A 16,627-nucleotide genomic window follows, 5' to 3' on the forward strand; every position below is an offset into this window, starting at 1 on the left:
CGAAGGCAATCTAACCGACAGCATAAGACTCAAGGTCTGAACCCAGCAGCGTTTGCTCAAGATGATCCAGATGCTGACCCATCAGCATCCCGGCCTTTGAAGCATCTCGTCGCTCCAAGGCCTCTACCAGCGCCGAATGTTCCTGCCATGCGCAACAGCTGTGCGTCTGCGACGTGCTTCGCGCAATCGCCAACGATGTCAACGGCACCAGACTCCCGAGAAAATGCGCCAGCGGCACATTCCCCGCCATCCGCGCCATCAGCAAATGAAACTCCCCGGACAAACGAATCGCCGTTGCGCGCCGATCCTGCTCTACGGCGCGCTTCTCGCGTTCAATCAAGGTGCGCAAGCGTGTCAATTGATCTATCTGCGGACGCTGACACGCCAGTCGCACCAATGTGCTTTCGGCTAGCCGACGCGCATGCAAGGTCTGCCTGATCAGTTCACGATCTGGCGCCGCCACGCGCGGTCGATGATTGGCGCGCAATACCACGATCTGTTCATGGGACAACTGGGTCAGCACCCGCCGCACATCGGCGCGGCTGGCGCTGAACATCGCCTTCAGACTGTCCTCGGTGAACCGGCTGGCTTCATCGATACGCTGTTCGAGTATTGCGTCGAACACTCGCGGGTACAGATCCTCCACCGGCGCCCGCTGGTGAAGGAAGGGCAGGGCGGTCGAATGTGCATGCGATGCGCAAGCAAAAGTGTTCATGGCCGTTCTCCTGGCAGATCAGGTGGGCAGGTTGTCATCCGGGATATTCAGCTCGATGCCCATGCGCTGGCCTTCTCGCAGAATGTGCCGGCGCATTTCGGCGCTGGCCTGGGCGCTGTTCTTGCTGCGGATTGCGCGGACAACGGCTTCGTTTTCTTGCAGGCGTTCGGCCAGATGCTCGGGAGAGTTGCGCAACACTTCGGCACTTTGCTTGAGGGCATTGCTGGTCTGCTGAACCACGCTCTGGAAAATCGGGTTCGAAGTCAGGGTGAACAGCTCTTCGTGGAAGGCAATGTAGGCACTGACTCCGGCTTCGCTGTCACCGGCCTCGAGGGCTTCGCGCATGTCCATCAGGGTCAGGCGCAGCTGGCCGACTTCCTTGCTGCTGATCGATTGCGCGACCAGTCCGACAATGAACGGCTCGAGGGTGTAGCGCAGCTGCAGCACATCTTCGAGACTGGCGCCAGCTACCGCGCTGTCGTGGCTCTGGCTGTCGCTCAGTTGTGCGTCGAGCACGACTACGCCTTTGCCCGGCATCGAGCGCACCAGGCCGAGGGTTTCCAGCACGGTCACCGCTTCGCGCAGGCTTGGTCGGCTGATGCCCAATTGCTCGGCCAGTTCGCGCTGGCCCGGCAGCATGTCGCCGGAGCGCCACTGCCCTCGGGCCAACGCGGCGCGGAGCTTTTCCACCACTGAGTTGACGACGGTTGAAGTTGTTATCACGTATTGGCTCCCTGCGCCGTGCCTGCCAGGCAGCAGGCACGGCACTCATTCAAAATTCTTTGGCCGCCGCCTGGGCGACAGTTTTTCGCGGTTGAAAGTTATAGCCCTGTTCGCCATTGAGCACCTTGTTTGCGCGCTGCACGTCAATGTCCTTTTCCCAGCGGGCGATGGCCACGGTGGCGACGCAGTTGCCGATCAGATTGGTCAGCGCGCGGCCGATGCCCATGAACCAGTCCACGGCCAATACCAGCACCAGACCGACTACGGGAATCGCCGGGATCGCCGTCAGTGTCGCCGCGAGAATCACCAGCGCCGAGCCGGGAATGCCGTGGGCACCCTTGGAAGTGATCAGCGACACCAGCAGGATGGTCAGCAAGTCGGTCATCGCCAGTGGTGTGCCGGTGGCGTTGGCGATAAACACGATGGCCAGAGTCAGATAGATCGAGAAACCGTCAAGGTTGAACGAATACCCGGTCGGGATCACCAGACCGACAGTGGAGCTGCCGATGCCGAGGTGTTCGAGCTTGCGCATGATCTGCGGCAATACGGCGTCGGAAGAAGCGGTACCCATGACGATCAGCAGTTCTTCACGCAGGTACTTGAGCAGCGGCCACATGCGCAGGCCGGAAGCACGCATCACCAGACCGAGAATCACGCCGACGAATGCAATGCAGGTCAGATAGAACAGGCCGACCAGACTGCCCAGGTGCTGCAGCGAATCCAGGCCATATTTGCTGGTGGTGAAGGCGATGGCGCCGAACACGCCGATCGGCGCCAGACGCACGATCATGCCCATGATGCGGAAGATCACGTGGCTCAGTTCGTTGATCAGCCGCGAGATACCGGACGCCGCTTCGCCGACCAGATTCAGCGCGCTGCCAAACAATACCGAGAACAGCAGCACTTGCAGAATATTGTTGTCAGCGAAGGCACCGATCACCGAGGTCGGGATCAGGTCCATGAGGAATTGGGTGGTGGTGTGCATGTGCTGGCCGCGCTCGGCGAGGTCGCCCATGTCGGCGCTGGAAAGCTGTTCCAGATGGATATTCGCGCCGCTGCCGATGCCGGTACTGAAGGCGAACACCAGGCCGATCACCAGGGCGATGGTGGTCAGCACTTCAAAGTAGATCACCGACTTGAGGCCGATGCGCCCGACCTTCTTCAGGTCGCCCGCGCCGCTGATGCCGCTGACCACCACGCAGAACACGATCAGGCCGATAAGCATCTTGATCAGTTTGATGAAGCCATCGCCGAGCGGTTTGAGCTGGGCCGAGTATTCAGGGAGGGTCAGCCCACAGACGATGCCGAGCATCAGTCCGAGGACCACTTGGAGGAAGATTGAACGCGAGCACCATCTGAGCATGGGAGGAATCCTGGGTCGGTGTCCTGGCTGCCGCACGCTTGGCGCATCGGATTCAGGACTTAATTATTGTGGTCTTACCGGTATGTCCAGTGCAGGCGCAGTCTAGGCTTGGGTTTTTCCTGATTACAAGGGGTGAACATGAATTTGGCATGACCGGTCTGACCAGCGGCCAAAGCCGCGTAGGAGCTGCCGAAGGCTGCGATCTTTTGATCTTGTTTTTAAAATCCAGATCAAAGGATCGCAGCCTTGGGCAGCTCCTACAGCTGAATTGCAGGCGAAAAAAAACCGGCCAATCACTTGGCCGGTTTTTCCTGCTGCAGATTTAACGTCGCACTTAAGCGCCGTACACCGGCAGTTTCTTGCAGATGGCTTTGACTTTCTCACGAACGGCGTCGATCACCGCTTCGTTGTTCAGGTCTGCCAGGATGTCGCAGATCCAGCCGGCCAGCTCTTTGCACTCAGCTTCCTTGAAGCCGCGAGTGGTCACAGCCGGGGTACCGAAACGCAGGCCAGAGGTGACGAACGGCGAGCGTGGATCGTTAGGCACGGAGTTCTTGTTCACGGTGATGAACGCTTTGCCCAGCGCGGCGTCGGCGTCTTTACCGGAGATTTCCTGCTTGATCAGCGACAGCAGGAACAGGTGGTTTTCAGTACCGCCCGAAACCACGTCGAAACCGCGCTCGATGAATACGCTGGCCATGGCCTGGGCGTTTTTCACCACTTGTTGCTGGTAGGCCTTGAACTCAGGCTGCAGCGCTTCCTTGAAGCAGATTGCCTTGGCGGCGATCACGTGCTCCAGCGGGCCACCCTGGGCGCCCGGGAATACGGCGGAGTTGAGCTTCTTCTCGATCTCGGCATTCGCCTTCGCGAGGATCAGACCGCCACGTGGACCGCGCAGGGTCTTGTGCGTGGTAGTGGTCACGACGTCAGCGAACGGCACCGGGTTCGGGTAGACACCAGCGGCAACCAGACCGGCGACGTGAGCCATGTCGACGAACAGGTAGGCGCCGACCTTGTCAGCGATTTCGCGGAAGCGCGGGAAGTCGAGAATCTGCGAGTAGGCCGAGAAACCGGCAACGATCATTTTCGGCTTGTGCTCGACCGCCAGGCGCTCGACTTCGTCGTAGTCGATCAGGCCGTTGGCATCGATACCGTATTGAACGGCGTTGTACAGCTTGCCCGAGGAGGAAACGCTGGCGCCGTGGGTCAGGTGACCACCATGGGCCAGGCTCATGCCCAGAATGGTGTCGCCAGCCGACAGCAGAGCCAGGTACACAGCGGCGTTGGCTTGCGAACCGGCATGCGGTTGAACGTTGGCGTAATCGGCGCCGAACAGTTCCTTGGCACGGTCGATGGCCAGTTGCTCGACCACGTCGACGTATTCGCAACCACCGTAGTAGCGCTTGCCCGGATAACCTTCGGCGTACTTGTTGGTCAGGACCGAGCCTTGAGCTTCCATCACCGCTGGGCTGGTGTAGTTTTCCGAAGCGATCAGCTCAATGTGTTCTTCCTGACGCTGAGCTTCTTGCTCCATGGCGGCAAAAAGGTCGGCGTCGTACTTGGCAATAGTCAAATCACGGCTGAACATGGCGGTCCTCAAGGATCGGGGGCAGAAAAGGGGGGCATTCTAACCCAACCGCTTTTGGATGACATATGAAACGACATCATGTCGCAGACAAGTGGCGTTCATGCGCAGACAGGTGGCGTTTGTGCCGACTCACCCCGGATCTTGTGACTGGCATCAACCTGTAGGAGCTGCCGCAGGCTGCGATCTTTTCGGGCACGCCGCAAATCTTCAGTCGAACATGAACAGCGCATCATTGCTGAACTGCGCCTCGAACCGTCCCGCCGGCATGGGTCGACCAAACAGATAACCCTGCACCTCATCGCAGCCATGCTCACGCAGGAATTCCAGTTGCTCGTGGGTTTCCACGCCCTCGGCGATCACCGCCAGATTCAGGCTGTGGGCCATGGCGATGATCGCGCGGGCAATCTGCGCGTCCTGTTCGCCGGACGGCAGGCCGTCGACGAAGGTGCGGTCGATCTTCAGCACGTCGATCGGGAATTGCTTGAGGTAGTTCAGCGATGAATAACCGGTGCCGAAGTCGTCGACCGCAATGCTCAGGCCGAGGTTCTTCAGCCCGGCCAGAATCTGCATTGCCTCGCTGACCTCACGCATCAGGATACTTTCGGTCAGCTCCAGTTCCAGGCATGCCGGCGGCAGACCGGTTTCGCGCAGGATCGTAGCGATCCGCGTGCCCAATTGGCCGTCGGAGAACTGCCGTGCGGAAATGTTCACCGAGACCTTCGGCACCCGCACGCGCTGCTGGTGCCAGGTTTTCAGCTGCCGGCAGGCCTCGCTGATTACCCAATCACCCACGTCCACCACCAGCCCAAGCTCTTCCAGTACCGGAATGAAATCTCCCGGCGGCACCAGCCCACGCCGCGGATGGCGCCAGCGCAGCAAAGCTTCGGCGCCGGTCAGGCGTTTGCCGTCGCCGCTGAACTGCGGCTGGTAGTACAGGACAAATTCGTTCTGCTCCAGCGCATGGCGCAGATCGCTTTCCAGCTCCAGACGTTCCAGCGCACTGGCGTTCATGTCGGCCTGGTAGAACTGGAAGTTGTTTTTGCCGCGTTCCTTGGCGTGGTACATCGCCGTGTCGGCGTTCTTCATCAACTGGCTGAGTTCATTGCCGTCCTGCGGGCTCAGCGCGATGCCGATACTTGCGGTGACAAAAAACTCGCGACCCTCGAGCACGAAGGGGCGCACCAGGCTGGCGAGAATCTGCTCGGCGACGTGAATCGCCCGGTTAAGCGCCAGTTCGCGGCTGGAGCGATGCTGCAACAGCAAGGTAAATTCGTCGCCACCCATGCGCGCCACGGTGTCGTCTTCGCCGACGCAGGCCAGCAGGCGCGTGGCCATGTCCTTGAGCATGCGGTCGCCGGCAGCGTGGCCGAGCGAGTCGTTGATCGGTTTGAAGCGGTCCAGATCGAGGAACATCAGCACCACCCATGACTTCTGTCGCTCGGCCGCTTGCAGCGCGGTGTGCAGGCGGTCCTGGAACAGCGTGCGGTTCGGCAGGTGGGTGAGGGCGTCGTAATAGGCGAGGCGGTGGATGCGCTGCTCGCTGGCCTTGCGCTCGCTGATGTCGCTGAAGAAACACACGTAACTGGCCAGATCGCCCTCGTCGTCGAGCACGGCAGTGATGCCGACCCACGCCGGGTAATGCTCGCCGTTACGGCGCTTCATCCACACTTCGCCTTCCCAGGTGCTGTGCTCGTGCAATTGCTTGAGCACGTAGCGCAGGTGCGCGTCCTGCTGCTCGTCGACGGTGAGCATGTTCGGCAACTGGTCGAGCACTTCGCCAACGGTGTAACCGCTGACCCGACTGAAGGCTTCGTTGGCCTGGACGATATAGCCGGCCGGGTCAGTAATCAGGATGGCCGAAGTCGAATGCTCGAAAACCGTGGCCGCCATGCGCAGGTCTTTCTCGGCGCGGCGCTGCTGGCTGATGTCGCGACCGACACCGAGCACGCCTTCAAACGCGCCATGCTCGTCCCACACCAGGACCAGACGCAGCTCGATCGGAATCTTCCGGCCATCGGCGCGCAGGCAATCGAACAGGAACAATTGCGTCTGCACCTGACTGCGCAACAGCGTCAATTGTTCGGGTTTGTCGAGGGCCTTGCTGACGCGATCCATCAGCGCGTAGATGCCGTTCAGTTGCCCCGGATTGGCGATCGTCGATTGCCAGCCGTTCTGAAAAATCCACTCGGCGTTGTAACCCAGCACGGCCTGCACCGACGGGCTGACGTAGTTCAGCGAGAGCTTGCTGTCGGTGGAGAAGATCACATCGCTGATGCTTTCGGCGAGCATGCGGTAGCGCTGCTCGCTGTCACGCAGCGATTCGCTGGCTTCGATCTGTTCAGTGATGTCCTTGGCCACGCCGATGATTCGCGTGACCTGATCGTGCTTGTCCCGCGCCAGCGCCTGTTCACGGATGTCGAAACGCCGCCACTTGCCGTCGCGATGGCGGAAGCGCAACTGGCATTGCAGCAACTGGCTGTAACCGGCGTGACGCTGCAACTGCCGCGAGCGATGGTAGTCATCGGCGTCTTCCGGGTGCAGGAGGATTTCCCAGAAGTACTCGCCCATCTGATGCAGTTCGCTGCGGTTGTAACCGAGGGTCTGGCCGAGGTGGTGGTTGCTGAAAATCATCCGCTGGCTGATCACGTCCTGCACATACAGATGATCCGGCACGGTGCGCACCACGTCCGACCAGAAACCTTCGCGCTCCAGCAGCGACAGCTCGATCAGCTTGCGGCTGGTGATGTCGTTGATGCTGAGGATCACCGCTTTATAGTCGTCCTGTTCGCTCGGCAGGCGCAGGACCATCCACAGGTGCTGGTCGCGACCGTTGCTGTTGGGCAGTTTGATTTCCAGTTCCAGCTGCTTCTGCTGCTGCAGGACGGCGTCGAGGATCGGCTGGCCGATTGCACATTGCGGGTGGCGCCGGCCGTCGATCAGCAATTGCCAGGCCTCGTCGCAGGAATGCACATCAAGCAGTTGCAGGGCGACCTGATTGACTTCGGTGACGCGCATTTCCTGCAGAAGTTGCTGGCGCTGCTGCGGTTGGTCGAGCCAGGCCTTGAGCTGGTCGCTGGTCTGGATCTGCGCCTTGTCGAACATCTGCTTGAGACCGGACAGGTCAAGCACGCACAGGGCCACGCCGGTGCCTTCGAAAATATCCTGATAACGCCGCCGGCCTTCGTGCACCTGACGCTGGCGGCGGCGCATGTTCAGCAGCGCGATCACCGGCAACATCGAGAACGCCAGGCCGAGCAGGCATTTGCCGATGAACGCCGGGAGCAATTCTTCCAGTACGCGCTGGCGGTCGAACAGCCCACGCAATTGCCAGTCGCTGCTGCTCAGCGGCACGGTCAGCACAGTGTTGGCGACATCGTCGGGGGTCAGCCCGCCAGCCTTGGTCGAGGGCAGCCCAGTTTCGCGGCTGATGATCTGGTGATTGAGGCGGTTTTCCACCAGCCACAACGGGCGCAGGGCGGTGGCGTCCTGTTTGGTCAGCGAGTCGAAGAAGGTCGGCGTCAGGCGCAAGGCCCAGTAACCGCGACTGCTGCCGCTGGCCTGATGCAACAGCAGATGCACCACCGAGCCGTCATCGGCGTTGCTGAAATAATGCGCCTGAGCGCGACTGCGGCGCACCAGTTCGGTCAGGTAATCGGCGTCGGAGCTGTCGGTGGCGCTGTCACTGATAATGCGGCCTGAGGGCGAGAGCAGGGCCATGCTGCGCAGATCGGGCAGCGAGCGTTGCAGTTTGCGTAGCAACATCTGCTGTTCGTCGGCCGATTGTGGTTGTTCGACGATCGGTAGCAGATTGAGGGCGATTTGCGCGTTCAGCGCCATGTTCAGGCTGACCTGAGCGGCGAGGTCGGCGGTGTAATCGATGGTGTACTGACGCTGGTTCTTCTGGGTTTCGCGCAATTGATCGAGCAGTTGCCAGAACAGCAATGCGAGCAATAACAGCACGAGGGTGGCCAGCGCCCCCTTCAATGTCCCGCGCAAGGGCGAGCCGGGCGCCGGTGGGGTGCTGCTCACAGAGGCTGGCGGAGTGACATTGGTCAAGCTGTGATCCTGCGATATGGCTGGACTGGCGCGACGTGCACTATAAGCCGGACGCCCGAAGGGCGGCTAGCATGCCTTGACTCGTGGCGAAGTGCCAGCCCCTCTCGGCTGGACTGCCCTCGGTCATTGGGTAGCTCTGTTGGTTATGCCGGAGCCCAGACACTGTTAAAACTACTGCGCTCGGAAATACTCGTTAAGGTGGTGGCCACCCCGTTACCGACGGTTTCAGTACCGAGATAAAAAGCGTTACGAATGCTGCAAGATGCCGCCATTCAGGCTCGCATCCTGCAGCACTTGGTTGCTCGCAGTAGCGGTGGGTGTTTTTACACATCAAACAGCGAGGACATCAGAAGCGTCTGGATATCTAGACCCTCCCCTCAACGGCGCTGTTTATCTTAAAGCTTGTAAGTGAAGCCTTTCGAGTGAGTATTCACGAGCGCTTTCAGTCCTGCCAGCTCGGTTTTGGCTTTGGCGTAATAATGCTCATATCGTGATTGTCTTATCCACGTTTTTGTATGGACGCCATCCTTGACTCGAACTCCAAACTCTCGAGTGGTACTTGGCCCTGACCATTTATTAACATTGAAAGGATCTCCAGGATAATTAAACTGTCTTCCATGCGTCTTAAAGCCTTCACTCATATCGCTATTAATTTTTTCAATTGAAGCTTCCGCAGAGTCAATGGCTAAAATTAATTCTTGGATAAAATCTTGCTTTGTGATTTTTTTTGCATGATTTAATTCTTTTATTCCTTTGGAAATACCCATGAATGGAACTGATACAGGCATCGCGGTACTTGCAGCGGCTTCCACCCCAAATCCCAGACCATAATTCAGAGCTTTATCAGCACCTTTTTCTGTAAAGGTTGTGACTAGATTCTTCACACTAAAGGTGTGCGTCAAGAAGCTACTGATTTTTTGGGAAGTTGACTGTGATGCTGCTTCTATTTTTTTTGACATGGCAGTGTCTGGAACGAGATTGTAAGGGGGGATGATTTTTTTGGTTCCTTCCTTTCCGATAAGACCTCCGGCCACAGTTCCTGGCCCCGGAGCCGCGAGTGTGCCAATCATACCTCCAGCTATGCCGCCAATATCAGCTGCGACTTCCCTGACTACGGCAGCGAAAATACCATATGTGATGGTGCCTTTTTTGGAGTATAGAAACTGAGCTGCTTCTTGTCTGGTTTCGTACAGTATTATGCTCGTTTTTTTTATAGCTTCGTATTTGTGATAAACCTCATCATCTGGCGATAGACCCATTGCATCTTTCAATGTCACTGGGTTGTTTCGGACCATCCGATACAAGTTCAGTCCATCAATGTCTCCTGCCGGATCCGGATTGATCCAGCGATTCAACCACGGCGCGTAATAGCGAAATCCATAGTAATACAACCCAGTGGCATCACGTTCCTTGCCTGAGTAACGAATGGTCTTGTAGCTGGCCTCGGTGGCATTGCGCCCAGTCCACCAGGCGGTACCGCCATACGGGTAGAAACCTTCCTGGCTGATCAGCCGGGCCTGCTGATCCAGCTCCAGAGTGGAGCTACCCAGATGGTCGCTTAAACTGTACCGCAATTGGTTATTGTCCATACCCTCCGGCGGGCCTTGGTCCGGCTCCCAGTGCAGTACACGAACCCCGCTGCGCCCCGCAGAAACACTGATCACTTGCAGGGTTTCACCGGTGGCGGTATTGGTGCGTAACTCCAGGCCTGGCAGATAGCGCACCTCGGCCCGGTGCGTCACACTCCGGGCCTGGGTGCTGCGGATTTTCCGCAGCCGCTGGCCGCCGCCATCATAGACATACACTTCGTCGTCGTTGGCCGCCTCGGCCCGCTCCACCGGAGTCACCTGGCGCAGTTGATTGCGCAGGTCCCATTTGAGCGCCTGTCCCGGTTGCAACTGTTGCAGATTGCCGTTGGCGTCGAAGGCCGTGGCCAGGTCGCCCTCGTCTTTTACCACGCTACGGTTGCTGTGAGCCGCCACCTGCATCTCACGGGTATAAGACTGTGCACCGACATGGCGCTGGGTGGTCAGGTTACCGCCTGCGTCGTAGCTGAAGGTCTGGGTGTAGTTAGTGAACTGATTGGGATCCGACGTCGGTTGTAACTTCGGTAGACCAATGCCCTGAGCCACCGCGGCAGACTCTCGACCGGTGGCTTCGATGAGCTGGTACAGGGTGTCATAGCAGTAGGTACTGACGGGCTCAATCCGTTGGTTTTTGAAGTGACGCACCAACTGAGCGTCATCCCGAATACTCAGGATATTGCCCACCGGGTCATAGGTATAGGTCAGGTCCTGCAGGCACGTGCCGTCGGCCTTACGGGCGAGCAGGTGCTCCAATCGACCATCGACAGGCGAGTAGCGGGTGGTGGTGACCACCCCGTTGCCGGCGGTTTCCGTCTCGACCTGGTTGAAGGCGTTGTAGCGAATCGCCGACAGCAGCACTTGCTCATCCGACTCAGCCTGGCCCGCGAGTAGCAGCCACGTACCGTGCAATTGACCGGCCGAGGTATAAGCAAAACGCTGCCGATGGCCCTTGGCATCGGTCTGCTGAAGAGGGTCCCCCAGCGCGCTGTATTGCTGACACGTCACCGCGCCCCCACCCGGCTCCAACAGCTCATCTCGCTGACTCTCCGCCTGCGGCCAGTCCGGTAAGGTGTCCTGGGATAAAAAACGTCGCGATTGCTGCAAGATGCCGCCACTCAGGCTCGCTTCATGCACTCTGTGGCTGCCCGCAGGATCGTCGTGGCGGATCAACTGGCCGCATAGATTACTCGCCGCAGCCGCAGGACTGGCGTCGGCATAACTCAAGCGTTCCGCGCAGCGCTCGCTCTCGCCCGCGGCTTGCTCAAACGTCGCCACCGGGCGCAACAGGGCGTCATACTCAAAACGTGACTGACTGCCTCGACTGTCCCAACTTCCCAGCGATCGGCCCGACTCCGTCGGCAGGTTGACCCGCCACCCGGCGTCGACACTGGTGCTGGCCAAGATTTCGCCCGACAAGCTGTACACAGAAGTCTGGTTTGCCGGCACCGTTGCATCGGTCTCCGCCAAGGCCCAAAGTCGGGGATCCCACTGTGCGATAACACGGCCAGCGCCGTCATAGGCTTGTCGGTTCACTCGCGCCTGCGCAGGGTTCTTGGACAAGGTGCGATGGTAGTAGGCAATGGCTCTCACGGGCAGGCGTCGAGCGTCAACGGCTGCCACTGTTGGAGTATGACGATGAATAGTCGGACTCATGAGGTGCTCTCCAATAATCGGTTAAGCTCGCTGACGTCCCGCCGGCAGTGCGTCACCTGACGTACCGGCAAGGCGCGGTGGTTGATAACCACCAGCTGTGGGGTCTGTGAATAAATGTCTGTTTTCAATGGAATGTCCTGCCCGTTTTCTGTTGCGTGGACGGCGGCTCAAACAGATCATTTTCATCGAAGGCCACGTTGCACCAGATCCAGTACCACATCTCTCGGCGCAGCGGCTTCAACTCTGGCAGGTCGCCTTGCAGCATTTTTTTCGCCAGCACGGTCTCGGTCGGGCGGCCTGCCGCGTCGTAAAACTGCTGGTCGTGACAGGCGTGCTTGCGCATCGATTGATCATTGATGTAGCCCCAGCCATCGGCAAAGTACGGCCGATAGATACGTACCTTTTCGCCCTTGTTGTTGTGCTCGACCGGCTCGCTTACCCACCAGCGGCGTGGCACTTCATCCTCTTGCGGCGTGCCGTCGGGATTGAGAATCAGATAACCCTTCGCATCGACCCGCCAGGCCTTGCCCGGTTCGACCTCCACCTTGGTTTGCAGCACCCGGCCGAAACCGTCGAGGTACGCGATGCTCACCCGCACCTGCATCTCGGCATCGCCGGGGTAGCGGTCGGCCAATAGCGTGACGGCGTGAACGGGCTCACGGTGTGATGCGTCGATGTGCTCCTTCAGGATCCGCTCGTTCGGGCCGAGATTCTCCAGGTCGCAGATATGCTGCCGGGCTCTGGCGCAGAGGTGTCCACTGGGCAGGATAAATCCTTCGCGTCTGGCCCATGTGGTCCACTCCTGGGTCGGCGGCGAGGTCTGGGAGATCCGGCCCATCCAGCAGAAGGTGTCCCAGAAACTGGCGCTGGCGAAATGACCGATGGCGGCTTTCGGATCGGCAATGGCGGTAGCGGGGTTGCGGTCATCCGGGGGCAAGTAGACACGAAGGGAGTGGAAACCCACCGGCTCTCCCTGTTCTGTGCCGTAGAAACTGGTTACCAACGGTTCGCCGAACGCGCTGTAACGAGCTTCCTGAATATTACGATTGGCATCCTCGATGGCCGCCGGCAGAAACGACCGGTAATCGATGTCAAGGATTTGGGTGGTACAACCATCCGGCAGGGTGACAGCGGTGGTCAGGCACCCGTACTCGTCGTAGGTCAGCCGGGTTTCACCCTGATTTTGGGTCTCCTTGTACGTTTCGACGTTATAAAAGCCGTCCAGCCCATGGTAAGTGGGGAAACCCCGGTGTACGGACCACAAATAGTCTTTCGCATCCACGGAGTCCGGAGCCGCTTCGTTTTCCACCTCGGGCAGGAACCGCTTCATGATCCGGTAACCGACCTCGGGCGATTCGAGCTTTTCTTTCAGGTTGAAGGGCATATTGCCCTCCTTGTCCTTGAGCGTGTCGTAAGCACTCAGGGCGACCTCATCCAGCTCCGCCATTTCCACATGGGCGGGTAAACCTTCGAAAGTCGCTTTGCCCTGCGCCAGTGTCTGACCGCTGACAGGGTCCATGTAGTGCTGCAAAGACAGACTGCTCAGCACCGATTGCTTCGCCCACTCGCCATCGTCCTTGCTCCATTCGAGGACGTTCTCGTGATTGATCGCGTCGGGGTTCAGTTGGTTCTTTTCCAGCACCAGGGCGTTGCTGCGCTGCTGGTAAGGCAAGCCCAGGTGCCAAGCCTCCAGGTCCGGTTCTTTTTCCTCAACATCCAGATGGTGGATATGCAGGGCCTTGGTTTGCGTCAGGTACCAACATTGTTGAGCAGGGTCATGGGCGTCCTCCCACCAGGCTTTCTGATACTCATCGCTGAAGGACGGCGGCGTATCGGCGAGGTTTTTACGTCGAGCGTAGTTCACGGTCATCGCGTGGACGACGCTGCCGTATTCATCCCATTGCAGGTTGAGGCTGTGCTCGCAGAGCGGGTCATCGTCGATGTGCGGCTCATATTGGTAACTGATTGACTCCAGGTCCATGGGCTGGAGTACCGCGTAAGGCTGATGGTCACCTTTGAGGCGCAACACCCGTACTACGTAGCGGTTTTCCTGTACCTCGTAGGGCACGGCAGTGGCCGGAACATCGTCCGCTGCATAAACCTCCGAGCGCATTACCCGACCGCTCAGGCTGCGGGCGATTTCACGGGCGGTGTCTTCGTCAGGTTCGGCGAGTGCTCGCGCTGTGCGATCACTGAAATCGTAGTGCTCCAGCAACGTGGGCTTCAGAGGAACAGCCAACCGATCGCGAGCGTAGTAACCGTCCCTCGACGCGTCGATGGCCTCACCTGTATGAAACCAGGTCTTGCTCAGGATCGGTGCGGTGAAACCCGCGCTCGCGCGCTCAACCGGTGTCGCCTCGGTGTCAGTCTGCATCAGCAGGCCAAAGCCGCGGAACTCTCGCTCGAAGCGATCGTAATAACCGCCTCGGTAGGTAAAGCCCTGAGTCAGCCGGTTGCCAGTGATCTCATCGAGTTGGGTTTGCTGGCTTACCAGGTGCATGGCGAACGGCAGTCGGGACACGGGGTTTTCCACTCCGACCTCGATCTGCTCCTGCTTCTCGTCAAGCCATTCCTGGGCCGAACTGCGGTAGGTCACGCTGCTGCTGGAACCCATATTGTTGCAGGTTCCATTAACCAGATAGGGCTTGGCCTTGACGAAGTCGTAGCGCCAGTGCTGTGGTGCCATGTGGGGCACCGTCACAATCAGGCTGGAGCAGCCCAACCCTTGCAGGTCGGCGGTGCTGACCTCGCAGAACCGGTCGTAGTGCACGCCTTCGGGCCAGGACAGGTCGATAGATGTCTGCTCGTAACCATTACCGGCATGGTTCATGAACACCCGAAGGCGATCGGATTCCAGATAAATCAGATCAGCCGCGCCCGAGCCGTCGAGATCGGCCAGGAGTACCTGTGAGGCATTGAATTCGGCGTGATCAAACGGCAATGCACACAACACAAAACCCCTGCCAAAACGCCCACGACCCAGGTTCGGCCAGCATTTGACTTCGTTGTGACGGATCCGCACCAGATGCTGTTGCCCACTGCCGAGCAGATCGGCAAAAGCCACCAGTTCGGTCGGCGTGTTGCTCAGCAGCGGCAGGTCATCGTTATCCTCCGCGGCCGTTTTATCCAGATGAGGCACCTCAATGCCGTTGGCGAACCCAGCCTCGCGGCGGTTGGCGTACAGGCGCACGCTGCGGGTGCCGATCAGCGCCATGTCGTTCAGACCGTCACCAACCAGGTCGGCCATGCGCGCCATGGGGTGGAAGAACTCGCTGGGGAAGGCATCGAAAGTCACGAAGCTGGACCAGTTGCGGTCCGGGTCCAGAGTGAAAAAGCCGCTCATTCCCGGCTGGGCGATCACCCAGTCAAGCTTACCGTCGCCGGTCAAATCGGTGAGCGACTGGTAAGTTGGCTTACTGCTGTCGGCGACGGGAAGATGCTCCAGCCGTTTCCAGTCGCTGTAACCGACCTCATCCCCTCCTGCCGCGCTGCGCAACGGTTCGCGGTAGTACCAGGCCTGGTCATAACGGCACAGCATCCCTGGCATACCTTCGCCGTACAGGTCCACCATCTGGTATTGCTGACCGTCGTTTAGCCCTGGCATGTCCGGGAATCGGGTCCAACCCTGATGCTGCGGGTCGAGTTCGCACGCGTTGTAACTGAATTCCATCGGCGGTCGGTGCTCGACCTGACCCAGACTGTCATAGGCCTGGGCGTGAGCGGCCGTCAGGTGACTGTAGCCCAGCGGGCTTGACCGGTGTTCCAGCAGCAGTCGCTGGACCAGTACCGGTGTTGCTCCCAGCTCTTTGACAAAGTGATGAAACATCAACACTTGCTGGCACAGGCGCCGGGTGCCCAGTTCGAAACCGTAGGCGTAGTTCCAGAACGGGTCGCTGCGCTCGGACCACGCTTGCGTTTCATCGAAGGTGGGCGCGGTCTCAAGCTCCGTGCTGCGCTCGCCGTAATCGAACACCAAGTGAAAATGCCAGTGTTGCTCTTGCCAGCTATCGGCGACCCATGAATACAAATGCGGATGGGCCTTTTCATTGCCGTAGCACACGCGTTTGAGGTAGCGCTGAGCGCGGTAATCGCGCAACTGCGGCGGCGTGGGGGCCTCTATTTCGGCCTTGTACTCGTAGACGATGTGCTCGCCTCGCGTGTTAAGGCTTTCGTCAATCATCCACACGCCGACATGCGTGTCCGCATTCGGGTCGACCTGGCGCGAGTTTCTGGTTGTTCCGTAACTGTGCAAACTGCCATCGGCACCGTGGATCAACCAGAACCCTGCGGGGTCGGTCGCGGTGGACCAATGCTCGATCAAGGCGAACTCGCCCTCGACCCTCGGCCAATGACGCACCACCGAGTGCTCGGCATCCAGAGGCACGCCGTTGTAGGTAGTTGCGGTTCTGCAGATCGGCTCGCCGTCGCTTCCCCGCTCGGGCATCCACACATCACCGCCAGGGCCGACCACCTGGTCATTGCCGTCGTAGGTCGGCACACCCTTGGTGGTGCGCAGAGTGATGGCATCGGCCGTCATCCTCCAGCCAATCCCGAACGGGCTGTTGCCCACATCGCTGCTGTAGCCCAGGCTCAGCTCGGGCGCAAAGCCGCGTCCAGGGGAAATCGGCAAAGGCAACGTCAGCGACGCCGCACCGCTGGTGCCTACGCCTCCCCAGCCCTTGCCAATGCTTTGGATTGCGCCGCCGCCCTTGGGCAGGGCGGGGGCGTTGATTTGCATCAGCGGTGGCTGCTGAACGTTCATAGCGAACCTCCCTTACGTCGATGGCTGATGTCAGGCAGGTCGATCAGTTGCTGCGTGGCGAAGACAACGTGATTCCTGTGCGAGAGGAAGGACGATGCATAAACTTTTTGTTCAGTCTTGTGCTCAGGGGCAATGACATGGAATGGGTGACTATTATTAATCCCGTGATGAATTGCTCGGG

The 16,627-nt window shown here is 59.3% G+C and carries 8 protein-coding genes; 1 reads left to right on the top strand and 7 read right to left on the bottom strand.

Annotation, left to right across the window (positions count from 1 at the left end; genetic code table 11):
- Window positions 1–10: 10 nt before the first annotated feature.
- Genes ACIGDJ_RS13035 through ACIGDJ_RS13045 form a run of 3 tightly spaced genes read right to left on the bottom strand, consistent with a single transcriptional unit; the run spans window position 11 to window position 2,801 of the window.
- Entirely contained in the window at window positions 11–715 is a 705-nt protein-coding gene (locus ACIGDJ_RS13035) for a GntR family transcriptional regulator (RefSeq protein WP_397479925.1), read from the bottom strand.
- A gap of 18 nt (window positions 716–733) precedes the next feature.
- Window positions 734–1,438: a FadR/GntR family transcriptional regulator gene (locus ACIGDJ_RS13040; RefSeq protein WP_313005410.1), complete on the bottom strand. Its 705-nt coding sequence runs from the start codon at window positions 1,436–1,438 to the stop codon at window positions 734–736.
- A 49-nt stretch (window positions 1,439–1,487) separates the two neighbouring features.
- The gene (locus tag ACIGDJ_RS13045) at window positions 1,488–2,801 is read right to left on the bottom strand and encodes a C4-dicarboxylate transporter DctA (RefSeq protein WP_397479924.1); all 1,314 of its coding nucleotides are present in this window, start codon (window positions 2,799–2,801) and stop codon (window positions 1,488–1,490) included.
- Between the two features lie 149 nt (window positions 2,802–2,950).
- Between ACIGDJ_RS13045 and ACIGDJ_RS13050 the strand changes: the two genes are divergently transcribed.
- Window positions 2,951–3,127, top strand: a complete 177-nt coding sequence (locus ACIGDJ_RS13050) for a hypothetical protein (protein ID WP_178081183.1) — start codon at window positions 2,951–2,953, stop codon at window positions 3,125–3,127.
- Window positions 3,128–3,135: 8 nt separating this feature from the next.
- On the opposite strand, the gene glyA is transcribed toward ACIGDJ_RS13050, so the two are convergent.
- From glyA to ACIGDJ_RS13070, 4 genes are all read right to left on the bottom strand, one after another.
- Window positions 3,136–4,389, bottom strand: coding sequence for a serine hydroxymethyltransferase (gene glyA, locus ACIGDJ_RS13055; RefSeq protein WP_313005406.1), 1,254 nt, complete (start codon window positions 4,387–4,389; stop codon window positions 3,136–3,138).
- Between the two features lie 207 nt (window positions 4,390–4,596).
- Window positions 4,597–8,445, bottom strand: coding sequence for a cyclic di-GMP receptor MorA (gene morA, locus ACIGDJ_RS13060; protein WP_101158799.1), 3,849 nt, complete (start codon window positions 8,443–8,445; stop codon window positions 4,597–4,599).
- Window positions 8,446–8,840: 395 nt separating this feature from the next.
- Entirely contained in the window at window positions 8,841–11,684 is a 2,844-nt protein-coding gene (locus ACIGDJ_RS13065) for an RHS repeat-associated core domain-containing protein (RefSeq protein ID WP_397479923.1), read from the bottom strand.
- A gap of 124 nt (window positions 11,685–11,808) precedes the next feature.
- Window positions 11,809–16,446 (bottom strand): SpvB/TcaC N-terminal domain-containing protein, encoded by a 4,638-nt coding sequence (locus ACIGDJ_RS13070; RefSeq protein ID WP_397479922.1) that lies wholly within the window; start codon window positions 16,444–16,446, stop codon window positions 11,809–11,811.
- Window positions 16,447–16,627 lie beyond the last annotated feature (181 nt).

The organism is Pseudomonas sp. NPDC079367 (assembly GCF_044542195.1).
GTDB lineage: Bacteria > Pseudomonadota > Gammaproteobacteria > Pseudomonadales > Pseudomonadaceae > Aquipseudomonas.

What these genes read in the sequence shown, in the direction of transcription:
- glyA (WP_313005406.1), bottom strand. Translation starts at nt 4,389, where the DNA reads ATGTTCAGCCGTGATTTGACTATTGCCAAGTACGACGCCGACCTTTTT.
- ACIGDJ_RS13065 (WP_397479923.1), bottom strand. Translation starts at nt 11,684, where the DNA reads ATGAGTCCGACTATTCATCGTCATACTCCAACAGTGGCAGCCGTTGAC.
- ACIGDJ_RS13045 (WP_397479924.1), bottom strand. Translation starts at nt 2,801, where the DNA reads ATGCTCAGATGGTGCTCGCGTTCAATCTTCCTCCAAGTGGTCCTCGGA.
- ACIGDJ_RS13050 (WP_178081183.1), top strand. Translation starts at nt 2,951, where the DNA reads ATGACCGGTCTGACCAGCGGCCAAAGCCGCGTAGGAGCTGCCGAAGGC.
- ACIGDJ_RS13070 (WP_397479922.1), bottom strand. Translation starts at nt 16,446, where the DNA reads ATGAACGTTCAGCAGCCACCGCTGATGCAAATCAACGCCCCCGCCCTG.
- ACIGDJ_RS13035 (WP_397479925.1), bottom strand. Translation starts at nt 715, where the DNA reads ATGAACACTTTTGCTTGCGCATCGCATGCACATTCGACCGCCCTGCCC.